Annotated in this window: 22 protein-coding genes; 19 read left to right on the top strand and 3 right to left on the bottom strand. The window is 64.8% G+C overall.

The window, feature by feature from the left end; all coding sequences use genetic code 11:
• The first annotated feature begins 118 nt into the window (after positions 1–118).
• The 13 genes from cls to ASD77_RS06695 all read left to right on the top strand — a co-directional run bounded on the left by cls (position 119) and on the right by ASD77_RS06695 (position 13,421).
• Complete coding sequence (gene cls, locus ASD77_RS06745; RefSeq protein WP_055939180.1) at positions 119–1,528, top strand: cardiolipin synthase; 1,410 nt, start codon at positions 119–121, stop codon at positions 1,526–1,528.
• Positions 1,529–1,577: 49 nt separating this feature from the next.
• Positions 1,578–2,975: an FAD/NAD(P)-binding protein gene (locus ASD77_RS06740; RefSeq protein ID WP_055939177.1), complete on the top strand. Its 1,398-nt coding sequence runs from the start codon at positions 1,578–1,580 to the stop codon at positions 2,973–2,975.
• A gap of 63 nt (positions 2,976–3,038) precedes the next feature.
• Complete coding sequence (locus tag ASD77_RS06735; protein ID WP_055939173.1) at positions 3,039–6,509, top strand: PAS domain-containing hybrid sensor histidine kinase/response regulator; 3,471 nt, start codon at positions 3,039–3,041, stop codon at positions 6,507–6,509.
• Between the two features lie 351 nt (positions 6,510–6,860).
• Complete coding sequence (locus tag ASD77_RS18085) at positions 6,861–7,271, top strand: hypothetical protein (protein ID WP_156383504.1); 411 nt, start codon at positions 6,861–6,863, stop codon at positions 7,269–7,271.
• Between the two features lie 66 nt (positions 7,272–7,337).
• Complete coding sequence (locus tag ASD77_RS06730) at positions 7,338–7,763, top strand: hypothetical protein (RefSeq protein WP_055939171.1); 426 nt, start codon at positions 7,338–7,340, stop codon at positions 7,761–7,763.
• A gap of 391 nt (positions 7,764–8,154) precedes the next feature.
• Positions 8,155–8,412 carry a hypothetical protein gene (locus ASD77_RS18300; protein WP_162247606.1) on the top strand — a complete coding sequence of 86 codons (258 nt, stop codon included), beginning with the start codon at positions 8,155–8,157 and terminating at the stop codon, positions 8,410–8,412.
• 86 nt (positions 8,413–8,498) lie between these two features.
• Positions 8,499–8,966, top strand: a complete 468-nt coding sequence (locus tag ASD77_RS06720; RefSeq protein ID WP_055939167.1) for a hypothetical protein — start codon at positions 8,499–8,501, stop codon at positions 8,964–8,966.
• A 500-nt stretch (positions 8,967–9,466) separates the two neighbouring features.
• Complete coding sequence (locus ASD77_RS06715; protein ID WP_156383503.1) at positions 9,467–9,805, top strand: hypothetical protein; 339 nt, start codon at positions 9,467–9,469, stop codon at positions 9,803–9,805.
• Between the two features lie 78 nt (positions 9,806–9,883).
• Positions 9,884–10,117 carry a hypothetical protein gene (locus ASD77_RS06710; RefSeq protein ID WP_055939161.1) on the top strand — a complete coding sequence of 78 codons (234 nt, stop codon included), beginning with the start codon at positions 9,884–9,886 and terminating at the stop codon, positions 10,115–10,117.
• A 110-nt stretch (positions 10,118–10,227) separates the two neighbouring features.
• Positions 10,228–10,713: a hypothetical protein gene (locus ASD77_RS18080; protein ID WP_156383502.1), complete on the top strand. Its 486-nt coding sequence runs from the start codon at positions 10,228–10,230 to the stop codon at positions 10,711–10,713.
• Positions 10,714–11,246: 533 nt separating this feature from the next.
• Positions 11,247–11,555: a hypothetical protein gene (locus tag ASD77_RS06705; RefSeq protein ID WP_055939156.1), complete on the top strand. Its 309-nt coding sequence runs from the start codon at positions 11,247–11,249 to the stop codon at positions 11,553–11,555.
• 720 nt (positions 11,556–12,275) lie between these two features.
• Complete coding sequence (locus ASD77_RS17695; protein ID WP_082563154.1) at positions 12,276–12,743, top strand: DUF695 domain-containing protein; 468 nt, start codon at positions 12,276–12,278, stop codon at positions 12,741–12,743.
• Positions 12,744–12,965: 222 nt separating this feature from the next.
• Positions 12,966–13,421, top strand: a complete 456-nt coding sequence (locus ASD77_RS06695) for a hypothetical protein (RefSeq protein WP_055939151.1) — start codon at positions 12,966–12,968, stop codon at positions 13,419–13,421.
• Between the two features lie 19 nt (positions 13,422–13,440).
• Here ASD77_RS06695 and ASD77_RS06690 read toward each other — a convergent pair whose 3' ends face one another.
• Both ASD77_RS06690 and acs read right to left on the bottom strand, forming a co-directional pair.
• On the bottom strand, positions 13,441–14,109 hold the full coding sequence (locus ASD77_RS06690; protein ID WP_055939147.1) for a response regulator transcription factor: 669 nt from the start codon (positions 14,107–14,109) through the stop codon (positions 13,441–13,443).
• 116 nt (positions 14,110–14,225) lie between these two features.
• Complete coding sequence (gene acs, locus ASD77_RS06685) at positions 14,226–16,169, bottom strand: acetate--CoA ligase (protein ID WP_055939144.1); 1,944 nt, start codon at positions 16,167–16,169, stop codon at positions 14,226–14,228.
• 320 nt (positions 16,170–16,489) lie between these two features.
• On the opposite strand from acs, the gene ASD77_RS06680 reads away from it, so the two are divergent.
• From ASD77_RS06680 to ASD77_RS06670, 3 genes are all read left to right on the top strand, one after another.
• Positions 16,490–17,872 (top strand): DcaP family trimeric outer membrane transporter, encoded by a 1,383-nt coding sequence (locus ASD77_RS06680; protein WP_055939139.1) that lies wholly within the window; start codon positions 16,490–16,492, stop codon positions 17,870–17,872.
• An 11-nt stretch (positions 17,873–17,883) separates the two neighbouring features.
• On the top strand, positions 17,884–19,545 hold the full coding sequence (locus ASD77_RS06675) for an MFS transporter (protein ID WP_055939135.1): 1,662 nt from the start codon (positions 17,884–17,886) through the stop codon (positions 19,543–19,545).
• 127 nt (positions 19,546–19,672) lie between these two features.
• The gene (locus ASD77_RS06670) at positions 19,673–20,053 is read left to right on the top strand and encodes a tautomerase family protein (protein ID WP_055939132.1); all 381 of its coding nucleotides are present in this window, start codon (positions 19,673–19,675) and stop codon (positions 20,051–20,053) included.
• Between the two features lie 6 nt (positions 20,054–20,059).
• Here ASD77_RS06670 and ASD77_RS06665 read toward each other — a convergent pair whose 3' ends face one another.
• Positions 20,060–20,392 (bottom strand): calcium-dependent protein kinase 21, encoded by a 333-nt coding sequence (locus tag ASD77_RS06665; RefSeq protein WP_055939129.1) that lies wholly within the window; start codon positions 20,390–20,392, stop codon positions 20,060–20,062.
• A 120-nt stretch (positions 20,393–20,512) separates the two neighbouring features.
• Here ASD77_RS06665 and ASD77_RS06660 point away from each other — a divergent pair, with 120 nt between their 5' ends.
• The 3 genes from ASD77_RS06660 to ASD77_RS06650 all read left to right on the top strand — a co-directional run bounded on the left by ASD77_RS06660 (position 20,513) and on the right by ASD77_RS06650 (position 22,806).
• Positions 20,513–21,346 (top strand): ATP-binding cassette domain-containing protein, encoded by an 834-nt coding sequence (locus ASD77_RS06660; protein WP_055939126.1) that lies wholly within the window; start codon positions 20,513–20,515, stop codon positions 21,344–21,346.
• Positions 21,339–22,157, top strand: a complete 819-nt coding sequence (gene mutM, locus ASD77_RS06655; protein ID WP_055939122.1) for a bifunctional DNA-formamidopyrimidine glycosylase/DNA-(apurinic or apyrimidinic site) lyase — start codon at positions 21,339–21,341, stop codon at positions 22,155–22,157. The genes ASD77_RS06660 and mutM overlap by 8 nt, the downstream gene beginning before the upstream one ends.
• Positions 22,158–22,239: 82 nt before the next feature.
• Positions 22,240–22,806, top strand: coding sequence for an ECF-type sigma factor (locus ASD77_RS06650; RefSeq protein ID WP_055939119.1), 567 nt, complete (start codon positions 22,240–22,242; stop codon positions 22,804–22,806).
• The last annotated feature ends 24 nt before the right edge of the window (positions 22,807–22,830 follow it).

Raw genomic sequence — 22,830 nt, 5'->3', positions numbered from 1 at the left:
TTCTCCCCGCAGGCGGGGAGAAGGAGACGAGTGAGGTTTGGTGCTCCCGCAGAAGCGGGTTTTCTTTTGCCCGCTTCCGCCAGCAGAATCCCTCCATCCCCCTTGGATACACCACCCCATGGACTGGTCCTACGGCACCGCGCTGCTGATCGTCGACTGGCTGATCCGGTTGGCGGCACTGTGGTGGATTCCCAGCCGGACCACGCCGGCGGCCGCGCGCAGCTGGCTGTTGCTGGTCGGCTTCGTGCCGCTGCTCGGCCTGCCGTTGTACCTGCTGCTCGGCCATCCCTGGCTTTCGCGCGAGCGCATCGAACGGCAGGCGCGGGCGTCGGACGTGATCCGCGAGGAACAGCGTCCGCTCAGCGCCCTGCGCTGGACGGCGCATGAAGGCGCGGCCGCCGAGATCGCGCCCCTGATCGAACGCCAGGGCGCCTTCATGCCCACGCATGGCAACGCGGTGGCGCTGCTGGACGACTACGACGCCTCACTGCGTGCCCTGCTCGACGACATCGACTCGGCCACGCAGCAGGTGCACCTGCTGTACTACCTGATGTTCGACGACCCCGTCGGCGATGCCGTCGCCACCGCGCTGTGCCGCGCGTCCGCGCGAGGCGTGGCCTGTCGCCTGCTGCTCGACGCGGTCGGCGCCAAGCGCGGGCTTCGCGCCTACACCGCTCGGCTGCGTGCGGCCGGCGTGGAGGTGCACGCCATGCTGCCCGGCGGCCTGCAGTGGCGGCGCAGCGGGCGCATGGATCTGCGCAACCACCGCAAGGTCGCCGTGATCGACAACCGGATCGGCTACGTGGGCTCGCAGAACCTGGCCGATGCGGTGTTCGTGCCCGGGCATCCGAACCGCGAACTGGTCGCGCGCGTGCAGGGGCCGGTGGTGTCGCACCTGGAAGGCGTGTTCGCCAGCGACTGGTACATCGAGACCGGTGAGCGCCTCGACGTGCAGCCCGACCTCAGCGTGCAGGCGCAGGACGTGGCCGCGCAACTGCTGCCCAGCGGGCCGGCCTATCCGTTCGAGAACGCACGCGACACCGTCAACGCGCTGATCCATCTCGCCCGCCAGAAGGTGGTGCTGACCACGCCCTACTTCGTGCCCGACGACGCCACGCTCAGTGCGCTGCGCATCGCCGCCCTGTCCGGCGTGGATGTGCAGCTGGTGCTGTCGGCCACCAACAACCAGACGCTGACGGCGTGGGCGCAGCAGTCGTACTACGAGGAACTGCTGGCCTGCGGGGTGAAGATCGCGCTGTACCGGCCGCACTTCCTGCATGCCAAGCACCTGACCGTGGACGATGGCATCGCCCTGGTCGGGTCCATCAACCTGGACATCCGCTCCTTCGCCCTCAACGCCGAGATCGGCCTGGTCTGTTACGACGCCGGCGTCGTGGCACGGATCCGCGCGATCGAGGCCGACTACCTGGCCCACGCCGATCACGTGGATCGCGTGGCATGGCGCCGCCGTCCCGGCTGGCAGCGCAGCCGCGAGGGCGTCGCGCGGCTGGCGGATTCGCTGATGTAGCGGCCGCGTGCCGTCCGGTCGACGGCGCCGGTTCGCCTACAATGGCGGCATGACTGCCGCGACCACGACGCCCCTGCCGCCCTGCGACCTCGCGATCATCGGCGGCGGCGCCGGCGGCGTGCTGGCGGCGCTGCAGGCGCTGCGCCTGGCCACCACGCCGCTGCGCATCGTGATGATCGAGCCGCGCGAGGTGCTGGCGCAGGGCGTGGCGTATGCGACGACCTACGGCGAACACGTGCTCAACGTACCCGCCGCGCGCATGAGCGCCTTCGACGACCGTCCCGCGGATTTCCTCGATTATGTCGTCGCCACCGCGCCACCCGATGGCCCGGACCGCGACACGCTGGCGCATGCCTTCATCGAGCGCCGCCGCTATGGCGACTACCTGCGGACCCGGCTGCAGGAGGCCATCGCCGCCAGCTCCGCTTCCCTGCAAGTGATCCACGACAGCGTGTGCGAACTCGATGCGCGCGAGGACGACGCGACGCTGCAGCTGGTGGAACACGGTCCGCTCCACGCCGGCGGCGTGGTGATGGCGGTCGGCAACACGCCCAAGCCGCTGCCGGCACGCGGCGCGCCGCAACTGCCGGAAGGCCGTTCGCTGGCGGCCTGGGATTTCGATGCGGTGAAGGCCATCCCGGCCGACGCCGACCTCTGCATCGTCGGTTCCGGCCTGAGCATGGTCGACACCGTGCTCAGCCTGGCCGACAACGGCCACGCCGGCACGATCCATGTGCTGTCGCGGCACGCACTGCTGCCGCTGCCGCATTGCCACGGAGGCGCCGCGACGTACGATCCCGCCCCGCTGCAGGCCATGGACCTGCGCGCCCGCATGCGCTTCCTGCGCGCAGCGGCGAGGCAGGCCGTCGCCGACGGCCTACCGTGGCAGGCGGCGATGGAACGGATCCGTCCGCATGTACAGGCACTGTGGCAGTCGATGTCGATTACCGACCAGCGCCGCTTCCTGCGCCACGTGGTGCGCCAGTGGGACGTGCACCGCCATCGCATCGCACCGGAGGTGCACGCCAAGCTGCAGGCGATGCTCGACCGCGGCCAGCTGCGGCTGCATCGCGGCCGCCTGGACACGGTGATGGCCATGGACCGCGGCCTGCGGGTGAGCACGCATACCCGCGATGGCCGCACCGACGAGTTCGATGTCGACTACGTGGTCAACGCCACCGGCGTGGAAATGCGTGCACAGACCATGCGCAACCCGCTGCTGCACGACCTGCTGGGCAAGGGCCACGCCCAGCCCGGGCCGCACGGCATCGGCCTGAAGGCCGCGCGCGACGGCCGCATGGTGGATGCCGACGGCGAACCGCAGCCGCGCATCTTCATCCTCGGCAGCCTGCGCATCGGCTGCGTGTGGGAGAGCATCGCCATCCCCGAACTGCGCGGCCAGGCCGAGACCGCCGTGCGCGAACTGCTCGCGCTGCCCACGCCCTGACCGTCCGCCGCGGCACGCCGCAGCCGGTACACTCGGCGACGGGTTGAGCGCGGGGAGAACGCGTTGGTTTCCAGCTGGATCCTGCTGTTGGTGTCGGTCGGCTACGCCGCGCTGCTGTTCGGCGTGGCGTGGTGGGGCGACCGCCGCCCGATGTACCCGGACCGTCCCTGGCTGCGACCGGTGGTCTACAGCCTGGCGCTGGCGGTGTACTGCTCGTCGTGGACCTTCTACGGCGCGGTCGGCAGCGCGGTGCGCAATGGCCTGGGCTACCTTCCGATCTACCTGGGCCCGGTGCTGCTGTTGCTGTTTGGCTGGCGCATCATCGAACGGCTGGCGCTGATCGCGCGCAGCGAGAACACGGTCTCCATCGCCGACTTCATCTCCTCGCGCTACGGCCGCTCGCGCCGGCTGGCCGCACTGGTCACGGTGATCGCGCTGATCGGCGTGGTGCCGTACCTGGCGCTGCAGTACAAGGCCGTGGCGATGAGCCTGAGCGTGCTCAGCGGCGACGGCGGCGACAGCACGCAGGGTTTCTTCACCGATCCGGCGCTGTACGTGGCGCTGCTGATGGCGCTGTTCGCCGCGCTGTTCGGTACGCGCCAGGTGGACGCCACCGAGCACCACCACGGCATGATGCTGGCCATCTCGCTGGAATCGGTGGTCAAGCTGGTGGCGATGATCGCGGTGGGCGTGTTCGCCTACCTGTGGCTGGGCGACAACACCTTCCGCATCACCGACTCTGCGCGCACGCTGTTCGAGAACGCGCCGCCGGTGGGCTTCATCGCGCAGACGCTGCTCGGCTTCCTGGCCATCGTCTGCCTGCCGCGCCAGTTCCATGTCGCGGTGGTGGAGTGCAGCGACGTGGGCGACATCCGCAAGGCACGCTGGCTGTTCGGCGGCTACCTGGCGCTGTTCTCGCTGATGGTGGTGCCGATCGCCGCCGCCGGTGCGTCGCTGTTCGGTGGCACCAGCGTGGCCGACGACAGCTACGTGCTGGCGCTGCCGCTGGCCGAAGGCCGCACGGCGCTGGCGATCATCGCCTACGTCGGCGGCTTTTCCGCCGCCACCGGCATGGTGATCGTGGCCAGCATCGCGCTGGCGACGATGGTCAGCAACGACCTGGTCATGCCGGTGCTGCTGCGCCGAGGCTGGGGCAAGCGCCACGCGGAAGCCGACGTCGCCTCGCGCGTGCTGTGGATCCGCCGCGTGGCGATCCTGCTGCTGGCGCTGACCGCCTACAGCTACTACCGCAGCAGCGGCAACGACAGCACGCTGGCCTCGTACGGCCTGATGGCGTTCGCGGCGGTGGCGCAGTTCGCTCCCGGCCTGATCGGCGGCCTGTACTGGCGCGGTGCCAGCCGGCGTGGCGTGGAAGCCGGCATGGTGCTCGGCTTCGCCACCTGGATCTACACGCTGCTGCTGCCGACCATGACGCAGGCCGGCTGGTTCGACGTGCTGTGGCTGCACGACGGGCCGTTCGGCATCCGCTGGCTGCGCCCGCAGCAGCTGTTCGGCCTGAGCGGCTGGGACACGCTGACGCACGGCACGTTCTGGTCGCTGCTGGTGAACACCGGCGCGATGATGATCGTGTCGGCGCGCTCGCGTCCCGGCGTGGACGAGCGCCTGCGCGCCGCCCCGTTCCTCGATCCCTACGCACAGCGTCCCGCGCTGGTCGCCGGCGAGTGGCCCGGTAGCGTGCGCGTGGGCGACCTGCGCACGCTGGCCGAGCGCGTGGTGGGGGAACGCCATGCGCGCCGCGCCTTCGCCGAACAGGCGCAGATACTGGGACGCGAATACCAGCCCAACGTCCCGGCCGACCGCGCCTGGGTGCAGTTCACCGAACGCCTGCTCGCCGCCGCCATCGGGGCCGCGTCCGCGCGCATCGTGTTGACCAGCGTGCTGCGCGGCTCGGGCATGGAGCTGGGCGAAGTGGTGGCGGTGCTCGACCAGGCGGGGCAGGAACTGCGCTTCAACCGCGAGATCCTGTCGACGACGCTGGAGAACATCAGCGCCGGCGTCAGCGTGGTCGACCCGCAGATGCGTCTGGTCGCCTGGAACCGCCGCTACCAGCAGATGTTCGGCTATCCCGACGGCATGCTCTACGTCGGCCGCCCGGTCGCCGACCTGATCCGTTACAACGCCGAGCGCGGCGAGCTGGGCGAAGGCGACATTGATGCGCAGATCAACAAGCGCATCCGCTACATGCGCGCGGGCTCGCCGCACATCTTCGAGCGCGTGCGCGCCGATGGGCAGGTGATCGAGATGCGCGGCCAACCGCTGCCGGGCGGCGGCTACGTCACCAGCTACAACGACATCACCGACTTCAAACATGCCGAAGCGCTGCTGCTGGAGACCAACGAGACGCTGGAGCAGCGCGTCGCCGAGCGTAGCGAAGCCGCCGAGCACGCGCAGCAGTCGCGTACGCGCTTCCTCGCCGCGATCAGCCACGACGTGCTGCAACCACTCAATGCCGCGCGCCTGTTCGTCAGTGCCCTGCGCGACAGCGAGCAGGGCGATGATGCGCAGGCGCAGGAGCGCCAGCACCTGGCCGAACGCGTCGATGCCTCGCTGCGCGCCGCCGAGGAACTGCTGGACGGCCTGCTCGACGTCTCGCGCCTGGATGCTGGTGGCCTGCAGACGCAGATCACCGACTTCGATGCCGGCGAACTGATGCGCGAACTGGCGGCGCAGTATGCCCCGGTCGCCGCTGGCCGCGGGCTGAAGCTGCGCGTGCACGCGCGTGCGATTCCCGTACGCAGCGATCGCCGCCTGCTGCGCCGCGTGCTGCAGAACTTCCTCGCCAACGCGCTGCGCTACACGCGCGAGGGCCGCATCGTCATCGGCATGCGCGCGCAAGGTGAACGTATCGCCCTGCAGGTCTGGGACACCGGGCCGGGCATTCCCGAAAACCACATGCGACAGATCTACGACGAGTTCCACCGCTACCAGCAGCCGTTCGACTGGGGCGAACGCGGCCTCGGCCTGGGCCTGTCCATCTGCCAGCGCATCTCGCGCCTGCTGCAACACGAACTGGATGCGCGCAGCACCGTCGACCGCGGCAGCATGTTCTGCATCGTCGTGCCCCGCGGCACCCAGCTCAACGAGCGCCGCGCCACACCGCGTCGAAGCACCCTGGCCAACGACTCGCTGGCCGGCCTGCGCGTGCTGTGCGTGGACAACGACCGCGAGATCATCGACGGCATGCAGGCCCTGCTCGGACGCTGGCAGGTGGAGGTCATCACCGCCACCACCGTCGACGAAGCCCTGCAGAAGATCGCAGAAGGCCCGGCCGTGATGCTGGTGGACTACCACCTGCACGACCGCCTCGACGGCCTCGCCATCCTCGACGCCCTGCGCGCCGCCAGCCCCGGCCCCATCGCCGGCGCGCTGCTCACCGCCGACGGCCGCGACGAACTCAAGCGCGACGCCCGCGAACGCGGCTATCGCCTCCTCACCAAACCCGTGAAGCCCGCCTCCCTGCGCGCGTTTCTCGCCGCGCACCACGTGCCTGCACCCGCGTCCATGCCGGAGTAAGCCGCCGAGCGGAGCCACCTCTCACATTTGATGCCTGAACGCCTATCCACCCCACGCCAACGACCGGATCGCGCCAAACACGTCAGCAAACCCTCATCCCGCAATCAACTTCGTCGATCCCACATAGATCTTTCAACGAGAACCGACGGCGCTATCACCCCAACCCCACCCTGGTATTCAACCCATACCCGCATTCCTCCCGGATATCGACACGAGGAAAAGTCAGGCGGCCGCCGGTCGACCCCGGCAAGCCCTTGATGCCCATGCCTTTCCAACGTTGACGCCCCAACCCCGCCACCTGAATACTCCGCGCTATCACCCCAGAATGGGGTCTACTAGGTGTTAGGGCGCATGTCAGACCCACAGCAAATTTCTGTACTAGAAGCGTCGCATCTTGCGTACGACGTCTTCATCTTCACCGTTGAGACATTGAGCTGCTTGCCGGAAGAGCAGTGTGAGGCTATGGGTGACTACAACACCGCTTGGGAGCTACGAGATGATGCACTGGCTGGTCACTACCTGATTGGCTCTGGTCTCTTTACAGAGCATCAAGAGTCTGCCGTCCTTACGTTCCTTGCCGCGGTTCATCCTGTCCCGGTCGACGACATGCCCGCCGGTTCTGGTCGCGTTCCAAATTTGGCAGCAATGCAACATCCGGCTTGGGAGCCAATTCGCTCATTGTCCAAGGATCTTTTGGCAACACTGGCTTCCGCCACGGAGGCAAACCGGGCGTTCTTGGCGGCACAAACCAATGCGCCCTAACAATTCATTCAAGCCGAACCCGCTTCGCGGGTCGGCTTAATTCCGGTGTTAGGGGCCATACCGAACATGATCGAAGCCATCCACAAACAGCTGATGTCCGAGCTGGATCGAGCCGGACGCGCGGACACGGTATTCGTCGTGTCTGGCGTGCTTTTCAACATCCTAGTCCTATTCGTCAATTGGGCTCAGGCCAGCTCATTGTCTGAGGGGCGCGGCAACCTGATGATCTACTTGCTGTTCACTGCTGGGTCGCTATTGATCTCTTGCACGGCATTGCTGGCGCTCATCAATAGCCGCCGTATCTGCAATTCGGTTCACTCGGCACTGGAGCAGATCTACAAAGATCAGAACGTCGCCCACTATTTGCCTAAGGGCCTAAGCACGCTCGGCAACAAGCGCTTCATCCTATCCTTCATCGTTGTTGGTGGCACGGGTCTCTTAGCGGTGATCATTCCGTTGCTGCAGATGAGCGCTTCTTCCAATGGCCCCTAACAGTTCATTCAAGCCGACGCCGCTTCGCGGCGCGGCTTAATTCAGGTGTTAGGCCGCATGAAAGATAGGCGTACCTCCAAGTTCGTCACCATCTTTGGCTCGCTACTTGGGCTGATTGCTATCGGCTATGGTTCCATTGCGTTGTTCCTTAGCCCGTCGGAGCCGATGCTCGACTGCGGCGCCAAATGCAATACGGAGCGAGCGCTCTTCGACTTGCTCGGGTCGCCGCTTTCCAATCTTGTCATTGGATTCGCTTGGATAGCTTCCGGCCTACTAGTGATTGTGGCTATGATCAGGCTGGGACGCGGGCGCAGCTGATGAGTCTGCGGCCTAACAAATCATTCAAGCCGAACCCGCTTCGCGGGTCGGCTTAATTCCGGTGTTAGGCCGCATGTCAGACAATCATGACAACGGTAGAGGCAAGCGGCTGCGATCGTTATGGCGCTGGCTTATCGCTCTTGTCGCCCTGGCCTTGCTGGGCGGCGGGATCATCAACTACCAGATTGCCAGCTCAATCAACTGGCACTACTTTAGGACCCGCAACGTTCCTCTGAGCGCAGCGGATTATGCTTTGAGTTTTCTTGTCCTGTATTTGTTCATTGTGGCTATATTCGGTCGATGGTTTCCTGTTCGGAGGCCCATGCAATGACTCAATCACCAACTAGGCTGCGGCCTAACAATTCATTCAAGCCGAACCCGCTTCGCGGGTCGGCTTAATTCAGGTGTTAGGTTGTAATGACAGATTGGCCCTATCAGCTGTTTGCCTCGTCCATCTACGCCCTGGGGTTTATTGGGTTGTTCGGCATTTCGCTACTTCCAATCCGCGCGACACTTGCCCTAGGGCGCAATGCCTTTCTGTGGCGTTCGTCCCTCATTGGCAAGGCCGCTCTCATTCTTGTAGGTGCCGCTGCCATCGCGGCCATTGCATTTGGCATCCCGCAAATAGCCGGCGTATTCCGCTGCCTTAATCTCATTGGCAAGGCCGCTCTCATTCTTGTAGGTGCCGCTGCCATCGCGGCCATTGCATTTGGCATCCCGCAAATAGCCGGCGTATTCCGCTGCCTTAATGAGATGCACTGTGGCGCCAACCGTGCTAGCGGCTGGTTCTTCCTCGCGGTGTTTGGTGCTTGCTATCTAGCGTTTGAGCTTGTCTCCATCATTGTTCTAGCGGTTGCGCGCAGGCTTGGCGGCGTTGCAACCTAACAATTCATTCAAGCCGAACCCGCTTCGCGGGTCGGCTTAATTCNTTGTCTCCATCATTGTTCTAGCGGTTGCGCGCAGGCTTGGCGGCGTTGCAACCTAACAATTCATTCAAGCCGAACCCGCTTCGCGGGTCGGCTTAATTCTGGTGTTAGGCCGCAATGAAAGCTCACTTTGTTGCCGAGATCCATCTTCTACCGATTGAGACCGGCAGTCGATCAACTCCGTTGGCATCTGGTGAATGGCGCACCATTCTTGGCATCGGCAACGAGCACTGGTCAGCCCGCCTTACTTTTGCGGACAGTCCTGGACCCGGCGATACCTTTTATGCCACGGTGCAGCTACTAGTTCCAGATGCACTTAAGTACTTTTCTGTGGGTTCTGATTTCACAGTCTGGGAGAATGGCAACAAAGGGATAGGTCGCGTTTTGTCGGTTGCGGCCTAACAATTCATTCAAGCCGAACCCGCTTCGCGGGTCGGCTTAATTCTGGTGTTAGGCCTCATGAGCAAGCAAAAGGGACTTCCAGATTCCGCGCTAGCAGATCGTGTTGTCGCAGGCGTGCGGGCGATCGCCATGCAGTGGCCGTTCGTCACTTCCGCCTCGGATCATTTCGCGGGCTACTTCAATGAGCTTGGCATAACCCTGACCATTGCTTCTGATGCTCGAGACGACGACGTTCTGTCACTCCAGAATATGCTGCTAGCCTACCTGGACAGCTTCTGGGCTAAGGAGAATCCTGACTTTACTTGGGTGGTTATGTTCTCCGATGAAACAAAGGCGATTGTGCCCCTAGTTCTTGGCGACGGTCCACGCTCTGGCTCTGAGGATCTCCGGGCATGAGGCCTAACAATTAATTCAAGCCGAACCCGCTTCGCGGGTCGGCTTAGTTCCGGTGTTAGGCCGCAGGGGAGAGGCGACTTGGCGTTCTACATTCTGATCGACAAGATCTCGGAGACGGAGAGAGAGGCGTTCTTTCGCTTCTATGACACCGCCTACCCAGATGAGGTGGGGGAGCTGCGCTTAAACAAAGTTACCGAAGCTATCGAGATGACCAAGCCCTCTCGGGACGCCTTCTTCAACCGCGCTGCAATTAAGGTTGCGCGACACTTTCGTGATGGCAGCCTTCCGGAGAGCACATGCTGGGCTTCTTGAGTAATGTACCGGGCGTTTGCTGTAACCGGCTGCGGCGTAACAATTCATTCAAGCCGAACCCGCTTCGCGGGTCGGCTTAATTCCGGTGTTAGGCCTCTATGGAGAGCCTCGTGAGATTACAGATAACAATACTGGCGTTACTCCTCCTGCCTGCGATCTCATACGGCGCGACCGAGCCAGGAATTGAAGTAACGGCTACTGTGAATCGCTACTCGCAGTTCGAGTTAACTGAAAAGCAGATCAAGATTCTAGATGAAGCCACTAAAGTGTCAGCGGCCTGCCGTGTCTTCCATGGCTTGTATGGGCGCTGGCCAAAAGACATTCAAGAACTAGTGGATCGCACAAGCGGAATTGACCTCGCCGTCTTCGAGGAAAAGATTTTGATTGACGTTGTTCCAGAAGGGCTTGTGGTAACTATCTTTGACGGCATAGATGTACGTCGATTACTTGCGACGGAAGATTCGGCTGCGTCACCGGAGATGCAAGAGCTTGCTCGAGACCCGGCATTTCGAATTCGTATTAGGCTGGGTCCGGCCACGCGGGAGGCGGGGCCTAACAATTCATTCAAGCCGAACCCGCTTCGCGAGTCGGCTTAATTCTGGTGTTAGGTGGCTATGAAACATTCGCTTGTCCTGATGATCTTATTGCTCGCATCCCAGATAGCCAGAGCAAACTCATGCATTGGAGATCCATCCAAGAGCCCGTACCAAGGTGCAAGCACTGTCTTTATTGCGACCATCACCGGCGTTGGCGACCTCCCGCCGGACGCATCGTTGGTAACGGGCGACACATATCGACTGTCCTACCGATACATTGTGCGTGAAGTATTTCGCGGCGACCCTAAGACAGTGCTGGCGCTTTACACCAAGCATCTTTACAACACCTACGACGTTGATGTTGTGCATCACATGCCCCTTGTCAAGTTAGTGCCAGGAGACAATGTACTAGTCGTTGCAAAGACGCTTGGTGATGTTCAAATCGGAAATTGCGATTCCGATATTTGGTCCCCAGACTCAACGGAGTTGGCGGCTCTGCGCTCCCTCAAATAGCCACCTAATAATTCATTCAAGCCGAACCCGCTTCGCGGGTCGGCTTAATTCCGGTGCTAGGCCCCGGAGGAAGCAAGCTGATGGCTCTCGCACTCCTCGCTCTGATTGTTCTGCTTGTGCTTGCCATCAACGCATGGGCAATCTACATCGGAGATGGCAAGTACACTTTTCTTCACAATTCTGCCTCAGCTCTAGGTGGTATGGGCCTGCTTTCATTCCTGGGGCTTCTTATTGCATATGTCGATTTTTTCACTCAGATTTGGGTCATGCGTGAGGGGTATGAGGGTGAGTTTGTCCTGTTCTTCTTGTGCGCAACTGGCGGATCCACGCTCCTCTCCCTTCTGGTTTGCACTGCCATCACCATTAAAGATCGTTGGCACGGGGCCTAGCAATTAGTTTAAGCCGACGCCGCTTCGCGGCGCGGCTTAACTCAGGTGTTAGGCCGCTAGGGGATTTGGCGTGGTGTTTGAGTTCGATATGTCCATGACTTGGCGAGAGACTTGCTACTTCCTCTTCGCCAAGAAGCTCTGCCCAAAGTGTTCTGGTCCGCTTGAGCGTCAGATTGCTACGCGTAACGAGGGGTTCGGTTGGCGTCAGGACGGCCTGGACTTTGACTACGGCCACAAAACAAAAGCGACGGTTTCCTATGAGTGTCGGCACTGCAGGGTTTCATATCCCATCGGTCAGCTTTGCTCCGGGCGAGCGGCCTAACAATTCATTCAAGCCAAACCCGCTTTGCGGGTCGACTCGACGCAAGTGGCGGGGCGCTCATTCAATTTCATGGACGACCAGAAAAAATGAACATTTCCTCCGGCGATTCACTCCACGCGTTCTGCAAAGCTGGGTTCGCACTCGTTGCGGTAGCAACACTCCTTTTTCTGACCGGACTTGCCAAGGACCCTTCACCCAGCGACGAGATCAGGAGCTTTCTTGTCGCTGGTTTGGGCGTGACGGGAGCTTTGCTGTACATCCTGGGCAGGATCCTCTCGAACAGGCGCAGATAGTGCAGACTGGTGATTGGCCCACCACCCATGGAAACGCGGTCGGGCCGATAATTTCACTCAAGCCGAAGTCGCTTCGCGGCGAGGATTATTCAGGCGCTAAGCATCATGTCGGAAGATTCCGTAACCATCGTGTTGCCAGATCCGCACTACACCTTATTCAATGGTGAACGCGACAGTCTTCCGGAAGTAGTCGTTGTCAACGACGCACTGCTGGCGTTTGAACACACGGACATCTTTGCGTGGCATCTTGAGGTGACGCTGCATGCCGTTGATCTCGCTGATCAAGGCATGCCTAGCCCAGACGAGAGCAAGCTTCTATTTGAAATTGGCGACGAGATTGAGCGAGCCATACTGGGCTACAACGCCTTGTTCTTGGCCCGCAGCACTTGGAACGGCTTTCGAGAGCTCGCATACCGGGTTTATGATCCGGACGCGGCCGACAAGATTCTTCAAGAATTGCTAGCCAAAGAGCAGAGGCGGTTTTGGGAGTTTCATATGAAGCACGACCCATCATGGGAGCACGCTGGCTTCTACTTCCAGCTGTTCCCGCTGGCATCAGGCAATGATGCCTAAAAAATAGAGCTCAAGCAGACGCCGCCTCTCGGATTGGCCCGATTCGGAACCGGCCAGCCTGTCGCAGACATCCGGACGCGATCACCCATGGCGATGACCGCGCCGTCTGCGGGGAACCGCAGGCGCCGCACGGCAGAGTGCCGGGCCGGGGCGGTCGCGCCGTGATCCAACGCACCGTCCGGTCCGTATGACCCGCACGACCACGAAGAAGGAGACGCCTGGATGACCCGAGCGGAGCAGGTGGAACTTGCGCTGGTGCCGGTGCTTGGCGCCGTGGTGGGCCTGCTGGGCGACCGCTTGCCGACCTCCGCGAGCATCGGCGCGTTGTTGCTGGTGGCGTCCTGCCTGCTCCTGCTGCAAGGACTGGTGCGCGATCTCTGGCTGCTGTCGCAACACCGCAAGCGGGGCACGGGCGGACCCACGCGGACTGCGTTGTGCCTGTGCGCCGAGTCGACGGTGGGTGTGGCGGGCGTGGTGGCGGGACTGGCGCTGCTGGGTAGTCCGATCGGCGCTGCGGTACCGCTAAATCCGCTGCTTGCGGGCGGATTGACCGCTGGCGTGCTGGCGTTCGGCTTTGCGATCCGCGACGTCATCGTGGAAGCACGTCCGTTCCGTCTCAAGCGCGAACCTGGTCACCTGAACATCGTGGTCGGCTGGACGCGCGCGCCACGTCCCTGAGTCGCGTGCGGATCGTCGGTTACTCCGCTTCTTCGGGCGGCAGCACGATGCCGTCCGGATCCACCGCAAGGCGGCCGGCAGCCAGCACCGCCTGGGTGCGGTTGGTGACGTGCAGCTTGCGCAGGATGGCAGTGACGTGGGCCTTGATGGTGGCTTCGGACACGCCCAGGTCGTAGGCGATCTGCTTGTTGAGCCTGCCGGCGCCAAGCATCTGCAGCACCTTGAACTGTTGTGGCGTGAGGTCGCGCAGGCGCTGCGCGGTTTCCTGCTCGTCGCGGCTGGTGACCGGTGCGTTGTGCGCCTCGTCCGGTACCCAGCGCTCACCGTCGAGCACGGCACCGATGGCCTGGCCGATGGTGTCCGAGTCGGCGGACTTGGGAATGAAACCGAGCGCGCCGTGGTCCAGCGCGCGGCGCATCACCGCCGGCTCTTCGCGCGCCGACACGATGACCACGGGCAGCTGCGGATGCAGGGCGCGCAAGTGTACCAGCGCATTGAAACCGTGCGCGCCCGGCATGTTGAGATCCATCAGCAGCAGGTCCGCATCCGGATGCGCATCGACCAGCACGTACAGCGCGTCGACGCTGTCGGCCTCGTGCAGCTTCACGCCGGGCATCACGCGCTGCACCGCACCGCGAAGCGCTTCGCGGAACAGCGGATGGTCGTCGGCGATCAGCAGGGTGGGCATGGGGAAGCGAGAAGTGAGTGGGGAGGAGTGAGGAGTGAGTGGTGCGGCGTCAGGATAGTCGGATGGAAGGGCTTCTGCTTTTACTCACTTCTCACTCCTCTTATCCCACTGCTGCTTCACCGCACCTTGCGTTCGGCCACCAGCGACTCGACCACCGTCGGATCCGCCAGCGTGGACGTGTCGCCGAGCTGCTCCGGCGCGTTCTCGGCGATCTTGCGCAGGATACGGCGCATGATCTTGCCCGAGCGTGTCTTCGGCAGGCCGGGCGCCCACTGCAGGTGGTCGGGCGTGGCGATGGGGCCGATCTCCTTGCGCACCCAAGCCACCAGTTCCTTCAACAGCTCGTCGCTCTGCGCTTCGCCGGCCTTGAGGGTGACGTAGGCGTAGATGCCCTGGCCCTTGATGTCGTGCGGGAAGCCGACCACGGCCGCTTCGGCCACCTTCGGATGCGCGACCAGTGCGCTCTCCACTTCAGCGGTGCCGATGCGGTGGCCCGAGACGTTGATCACGTCATCGACGCGGCCGGTGATCCAGTAATAACCATCGGCATCGCGGCGGCAGCCGTCGCCGGTGAAGTAGGAGCCCGGATACGTGCGGAAGTAGGTGTCGATGAAGCGCTGGTGGTCGCCGTACACCGTGCGCATCTGGCCCGGCCAGGAATCCAGCAGCACCAGATTGCCTTCGGTAGCGCCTTCCAGCTGCTCGCCGTTGGCATCGACCAGCGCCGGACGCACGCCGTAAAACGGCAGCGTGGCGGAGCCGGGCTTGAGGTCGATGGCACCGGCCAGCGGAGTGATCAGGATGCCGCCGGTCTCGGTCTGCCACCAGGTGTCGACGATGGGGCAGCGCGCGTCGCCGACCACGTCGTAGTACCAGCGCCAGGCTTCCGGATTGATCGGCTCGCCCACGCTGCCCAGCAGGCGCAGCGAGGCGCGCGAGGTCTTTTTCACGGGTGCCTCGCCTTCGCGCATCAGCGCGCGAATGGCGGTGGGCGCGGTGTAGAAGATGGTGACCTTGTGCTTGTCGATCACCTCCCAGAAGCGCGACACGTTGGGATAGTTGGGCACGCCTTCGAACATCACTGCGGTGGCGCCGTTGGCCAGCGGGCCGTAGACGATGTAGCTGTGGCCGGTGACCCAGCCCACGTCGGCGGTGCACCAGTAGATGTCGTCCTCGCGCAAGTCGAACACGGCCTCGTGCGTGTACGCCGCGTACAGCAGATAACCGCCGGTGGTGTGCAGCACGCCCTTCGGCTTGCCGGTGGAACCGGACGTGTAGAGGATGAAGAGCGGGTCCTCGGCATTCATGCGCTCGGGCTCGCACTCGGCCGGCTGCGCGTCGACCACGGCGTCGAACCAGCGGTCGCGCGGCATCTGCATGTCCACCGCGCCGCCGGTGTGGCGCACGACCAGGACAGTTTCCACCGAGTTGGTGCCGGGTAGCTTGAGCGCAGCGTCTACGTTCGCCTTCAGCGGGACCTTCTTGCCGCCGCGCAGGCCTTCGTCGGCGGTGATGATCAGCTTGCTGCCGCAGTCGGCCACGCGGTCGGCGATGGAGTTGGGCGCGAAGCCGCCGAATACCACCGAGTGGATCGCACCAATGCGCGCGCAGGCCAGCATGGCGACGGCGGCATCGGGAATCATCGGCAGGTAGAGGGTGACGCGGTCGCCCTTCTTCACGCCCAGCGCACGCAGCGCATTGGCCAGCCGGCAGGTGCGCTCGTACAGCTCGCGGTAGGTGACACCGTAGGACGGCGTGTCCGGACCGTCGGGCTCGAACAGCAGCGCGATCTTGTCGCCGCGCGCGGCCAGCTGGCGGTCCAGGCAGTTGACGCTGGCGTTGAGCTCGCCGTCGGCGAACCAGCGGATGTGGAAGTCGTCCAGGGCGTAGCTGACGTCCTTGATCTGCGTCGGCTTCTTGAACCAGTCCAGGCGTTCGGCGGCCTTGCCCCAGAAGGCATCGGGATCGTCGATCGAGGCCTGGTAGTCGCGCTGGTACTGCTCGCGCGTGATGCGGGCCTTGGCCGCAAATGCCGGCTCGACCGGATACAGGTCAGTCATGAGGTCCTCCCGGGACGTTCAAGTGAAGCGTCGATTCTGGATCAATGAGGGCGGCGGGCGCACGCCCGCGAGGGCAACGGCGACGCATCCGAGGAACCGAGTTTGACGCATACCGGCGTGCGGCATTGCAGCATCCGGCTTAGACGATGGTCTTAAAACACCGGTGGCGCGCACTGCGACAGAACGTCGCACGCCTTTGTGGGCAAGGGTTTGTGTCCCCGGGCGCGCAGATACGACTAATGGCGAATAGGCGTCGCCGGCATGCAGGCGCAAGTCTCCGTCAGCCGCGCAATGCGGCCATCAACCTTTCGGGAGGGGTTATGACCCAACGTTCCGCATTCGCGCGACGGCCGCTGGCCGCTGCGCTGTTCGTCGCTTTGATCGCGCCGGGGATGGCGTTCGCGCAGACCGCCAAGGAGAAGGCGCTGGAGGCCCGCGTGGCCGATCTGGAGCGGCAGGTGCAGTTGCTGCTGTCCGCACAGCAGCAACAGCAGACCCAGCTCACCACCACGCAGGAGCAGGTGACGCAGGTGCAGGCCAAGCAGGCCGCCGCACCGGCCGCCCTGCCCGCAGGCAAGCAACCGATCCAGTCCACCACCATCCTGACCGCCGCCAACCCGGGCACCACGTTCTCCTACGGCGGCTTCATCAAGATGGACGCGATGGTCACCGACACCAGCGACGGCCGGATCGCCGACGGCAATTCCGGCCGGCTGTTCTACGTGCCCGGCACCATCCCGGTGGGCGGCGCGGGCGCGGACGGCGGCGATCCGTACACCGATTTCCACGCGCAGTTCTCGCGCTTCTGGCTGAGCGCCGACCACGTCACCGACAACGGCGACAAGTTCAAGGGCTTCGTCGAGATGGACTTCTTCGGCGGCGGCAGCAATGCGCTGGCCGGCAACGAGACCGCAACGAATACCTACGCCGTCAGCCTGCGCCATGCCTACGTGACCTGGAACAGCTGGCTGGCCGGCCAGACCTGGTCCAACTTCATGGACGTGGCGGCGCTGCCGGATGCGGTCGACTTCGTCGGCCCCACCGACGGCACGGTGTTCGTGCGGCAGGCCCAAGTGCGCTACACCAAGGGCGCGTGGTCGTTCTCGGCGGAGAACCCGCAGACCACGGTCACGCCCTATCGCACCGGCACCCGCTTCAACAGCGGCGACAACGCCATGCCCGACCTCACCGCGCGCTGGCTGACCAAGGGCGACTGGGGCCACTTCACCGTCGCCGGCATGGTGCGCCAGTTCAAGGTACTGGAAGAGACCGACACCGGCGCCTCGGTCAGCGTCTCGGGCAAGTTCAATCTGGGCAAGAGCGACGACATCCGCTATGCGGTGAACGCCGGCCAGGGCATCGGCCGCTACCTCGCCTTCGGCGTGGGCAGCGACGTGGTGACCGAAGCCAATGGCGACATCGCGGCGCTGGACGGCTACGGCGGCTTCGTCGCCTGGCGCCATGTGTTCAGTCCGAAGGTCCGCACCAACCTGATGTACGCGGCCTCGCATTTCGACAACGACGCCGCACTGACGGGTTTCGGCGTCACCGAGCGCACGCAGTCCATGCACGCCAACCTGATCTACTCGCCGTTCCCGAAACTGGATATCGGCGCGGAGCTCATCTACGGGCAGCGCTCGCTTGAGGACGACCGCGAGGGCGATCTGAAGCGTCTGCACACCACCGTCAAATACACGTTCTGAGGGGAATGCACATGAGTTCCACGTCTGCGCAGCCGTCGTCGTCGGGCGATCTGACGAAGGGCCACAAGAAGGTCATCTTCGCCTCCAGTCTCGGCACCGTCTTCGAGTGGTACGACTTCTACCTGTACGGCTCGCTGGCCGTCATCATCGCCAAGCAGTTCTTCAGCGGCGTCAACGAAACCACCGGCATGATCTTCGCGCTGCTGGCGTTCGCGGCGGGCTTCTTCGTGCGTCCGTTCGGCGCGGCCTTCTTCGGCAGCCTGGGCGACCGCATCGGCCGCAAGTACACGTTCCTGGTCACCATCCTGATCATGGGCATCTCGACGTTCCTCGTTGGCGTGCTGCCCAACTACGCGACGATCGGGTTCGCCGCACCGGTGATCCTGATCATCCTGCGTCTGGCGCAGGGCCTGGCGATGGGCGGCGAGTACGGTGGCGCCGCCACCTACGTGGCCGAACATGCACCGCCCGGCAAGCGCGGCCTGTATACCGCCTTCATCCAGACCACCGCGACGCTGGGCCTGTTCCTGTCGCTGGCGGTGATCCTAGCCTGCCGCCTGACGCTGGGCACCGAAGCATTCGAAGACTGGGGCTGGCGCATTCCGTTCCTGGGTTCGATCGTGCTGCTGGGCATTTCGGTGTGGATCCGCCTGCAGCTGGCCGAGTCGCCCTTGTTCCAGCAGATGAAGGCCGAGGGCAAGGGCTCGAAGAAGCCGTTCCGCGACAGCCTGCAGGGCGGCAATCTGAAGCTGATGCTGCTGGTGCTGTTCGGCGCCACCGCCGGCCAGGCCGTGGTGTGGTATGGCGGCCAGTTCTACGCGCTGTTCTTCCTGCAGAGCATGATCAAGGTCGATCCGACCGTGTCCTACCTGCTGATCGCCGGTGCGCTGCTGCTGGCCACGCCGTTCTTCCTGTTCTTCGGCTGGCTGTCGGACCGTATCGGCCGCAAGAAGATCATCATGGCCGGCTGCCTGCTGGCCGCGATCACCTACTTCCCGATCTTCAAGGGCATCACCCACTACGCCAACCCGGCCATCGAGGAAGCCCGCACGTCGTCGCCGGCCGTCGTCGTCGCCGATCCGGCCACCTGCAGCTTCCAGTTCGATCCGGTGGGCATCCGCAAGTTCACCAGCTCCTGCGACGTGGCCACGGCCGCGCTGACCAAGGCCGGCGTGCCGCATGAGATCCAGCCAGGTCCGGCGGGCGAAGTGGCCCAGGTCCAGGTCGGCGGCGCTTCGGTGACTTCGTACGAAGCGGCCGGCCTGTCGAAGGACGACCTGAAGGCGAAGTCGGGCGAGTTCGGTGCGGCGCTGAAGGGCGCACTGACCAGCGCCGGCTATCCGGAGAAGGCGGATACCGCGCGCATCAACATCCCGATGACGCTGTTCCTGCTGTGGGTGCTGGTGATCTACGTGACCATGGTCTACGGCCCGATCGCCGCCTACCTGGTGGAGCTGTTCCCCACCCGCATCCGCTACACCTCGATGTCGCTGCCGTACCACATCGGCAACGGCTGGTTCGGTGGCTTCCTGCCGGCGATCTCGTTCGCGCTGGTGGCCGGCACGGGCAATCTGTACTACGGCCTGTGGTACCCGATCGGCATCGCGGTGATGACGCTGATCATCGGCACGCTGTTCCTGCGCGAGACCAACCACGTCGACATCACCAAGTAACCGTTCCTCCCCCGCCGGCCCCTCCCAGGGCCGGCAACCCCGACGCCGGCCTTCGTGGCCGGCGTTTTCTTTTGTGCGCAGCCGCGCGGGATAAGCTGGTTTTCTCTACCCCTCGCAGGAGTTCGCCGTGCCCCTGGTCACCCTGACGGTCTGCGCGCCGAAGGACGCCGCCTTCAAGGCATCCGTGCTCGATGCCGTGCATGCCGCCCTCATCGCCTCCGGCGTGCCCGCCACCGACCGCTTCCAGCGCGTGCTGGAACTGCCGGCGGAGGACTTCCGCTACGACGCCTCGTACCCGGACGTGGCCGGTGCGCGCGACGGCGACTTCGTGCTGATCGAGATCCTGTGGTCCGCCGGACGCAGTGTGAAGGTGAAGAAGGCGCTGTTGGCCGACCTGATGCAACGCCTGCAGGCGGCCGGTCGCGACCCGGAGAACGTGATGGTCTGTTTCAAGGAAACGACGTGGGAGAACTGGGCCTTCGCAGGCGGCCGCCTGCTGCACACCTGACGGCGATCAGCGTGGCGGTGCCGCCAGTTCCTTTTCGCTGAGGAAGCCGTCGCGATCGACGTCCTGCCGCTTGAAACGGTCCGCCAACTGCGCCAGATGCGCCTCGCGGGTGATCGGCTTGCCGCGTCCGCCGGGTAGTTCGTCGGCGGACAGCACGCCATCGCGATTGCGGTCCATGCCGTCGAAGGCATAGCTCATCCACGCCTGGTATTCGGCCAGGCCGACGCGGCCGTCGCGGTCAGTGTCCATGCGCGCCAGGTACTCGCCGGTGGCGGTGACCTGGGCCGATGCCGCCAGCGGCAGGCAGGCGACGAGGAACAGGGAGAGAAGGCGATGCATGCCGGCATTGTAGGGTCGGCGGGCGAGGATCGGGTGACGCGGTCCGTGCCATGCGCCTGTCGCCCCCGGCGGCCCGGCGGATTCGGGTACGCTGGCCGCGCACCTGCCCTGCCCGCTCCGATGAACCTGCCCGCCTCCCCTGCCACGGCCGCCTTCGCCGCGCCCCTGTTCGAGCTGGACCGCGCCACCGTCGTGCGTGGCGCCACCCGCGTGCTGCACGACCTGTCGCTGACCATTCCGCTCGGCCAGCACACGGCTATCCTGGGGCCGAACGGGTGCGGGAAATCCACCTTCATCAAGCTGATCAACCGCGAGCTTTACCCGCTGGCGCGTGAGGGCGAGGCGCCGGTGAAGGTGTTCGGCCTGCGCCGCTGGAACGTCAGTCAGTTGCGCAATCGCCTGGGCGTGGTGACCAGCGACCTCACCCGCGACCTGCAGCAGATGCCGCAACTGCGTGTCGAGGACGCGGTGGTCAGCGGCTACTTCTCGAGCTTCGTGCTGCCGCCGCACCGGCAGGTCGACGCCGACATGCGTGCACGCGCGCGTCGTGCGCTGGAGCACGTGCACGCCGCCGCTCTGGCCGACCGCCAGGTCGCCGAACTGTCCACCGGCGAGATGCGCCGCGTGCTGATCGCGCGCGCGCTGGTGCACGAGCCCGAGGCCCTGCTGCTGGACGAACCCACGGCCGGGCTGGACCTGGTGGCACGGCAGCACTTCCTGGACCTGATGCGCACGCTCGCACAACGCGGCATCACCCTGGTGCTGGTGACCCACCACATCGAAGAAATCATCCCCGAGATCGACCGCGTGTTGCTGCTGCGCGACGGCGCGCTGCAGGCCGACGGCGATCGCGCGGCCACGTTGACCGACGCGCACCTGAGCCATGCCTTCGGCGGCCGGGTACATGTGCGCCGCGAGGGCGATTTCTACAGCGCGGCGGTGACCCATGCCTGAGTTGCCCGAAGTCGAGACCACGCGCCGCGGACTGGCGCCGCATGTCGAAGGCCGACGGATCACGGCGGTGACGCTGCGGCGTCCCGACCTGCGCTGGCCGATTCCGCCGGAGGTGGCCCGCGACCTCCCCGGCCAGTGCATCGACGCCGTGCGCCGCCGCGCCAAGTACCTGCTGATGGACACGGCCGCCGGCAGCGCGCTGCTGCACCTGGGCATGTCGGGCAGCCTGCGCGTGCTGCCTGCGGACACGCCGGTGGGCATCCACGACCACGTGGATATCTCACTGGCGGGCGAGGACCGGCGCGTGCTGCGCTTCAACGACCCCCGCCGCTTCGGCAGCCTGCTCTGGCAACCGGTGGGCGAGACGCATCCGCTGCTGCAGGGGCTGGGGCCGGAACCGCTGTCGGACGACTTCGACGGCGACTACCTGTTCTTCCTCAGCCGCGGCCGCAAGGCGCCGGTGAAGACCTTCCTGATGGACCAGTCCGTGGTGGTGGGCGTGGGCAACATCTATGCCGCCGAAAGCCTGTTCCGGGCCGGCATTTCGCCGTTGCGCGCCGCCGGCAAGGTCTCGCGCGAACGCTACGGCGCACTGGCGGACGCGGTGAAGGACATCCTGGCCTATGCCATCACCCGCGGCGGCACCACGCTGCGGGATTTCCTGAGCCCGGACGGGGCGCCGGGCTATTTCGAGCAGGAGCTGTCGGCCTATGGCCGCGGCGGCGAACCCTGCCCGCGCTGTGGCCGCCCGATGAAGCAGGCCAGCATCGGCCAGCGCGCCACGGTCTGGTGCGGGCACTGCCAGCGCTGAGCACGGCCGGGAAGCCGGCCTTCCTCACGTGTCGTGAGGGAAATGACGTTATATTCGCGCCCTTGGCACGTGGGGAAGACGGATGGCCGACGCACCTGACATCACCTTGTGGCTGGACTCGGCCCGCAGCGGCGACCGCGCCGCGCTGGACCGCGTGCTGGCCACGCTGTACCAGGAACTGCACACCATGGCGCGCCGCCAGCTGTCGGGCCAGCACGGCTACACGCTGGACGCCACTGCGCTGGTGCACGAGTCCTACCTGAAGCTGCTCGGCTCCACCGGCACGGCCAAGTTCGAGGACCGCGCGCACTTCTTCGCCTATGCCGCGTCTTCGATGCGCAGCGTGGTGGTGGACTACGCCCGCAGCCGGCTGGCGCGCAAGCGCGGCGGCGACCTCAAGCGCGTGGCCGACATCCCCGAGGAAGTGGAAGGCAACCTGCGTCTGGACGAGGACATGCTGGCGCTGAACGACGCGCTGGAGAAGCTGGCCGCCGCCGACGAACGCCTGGCCCAGGTGGTGGAAATGCGCTACTTCGCCGGCCTGTCGGAACTGGAGATCGCCGAGCTGCTGCAGCGCTCCGAGCGCAGCATCCGCCGCGACTGGCAGAAGGCGCGGCTGTTCCTGCTGTCGGCGATGGCGGACACCTGAGCCCGCGCCACCCGCGCCGCGCCG

Origin of the sequence: Pseudoxanthomonas sp. Root65 (assembly GCF_001427635.1) — a bacterium.
In the GTDB taxonomy this organism is placed as follows: domain Bacteria; phylum Pseudomonadota; class Gammaproteobacteria; order Xanthomonadales; family Xanthomonadaceae; genus Pseudoxanthomonas_A.
The sequence above is the reverse complement of the archived record's forward strand: the minus strand, read 5'-3'. Positions and strand labels throughout refer to the sequence as shown.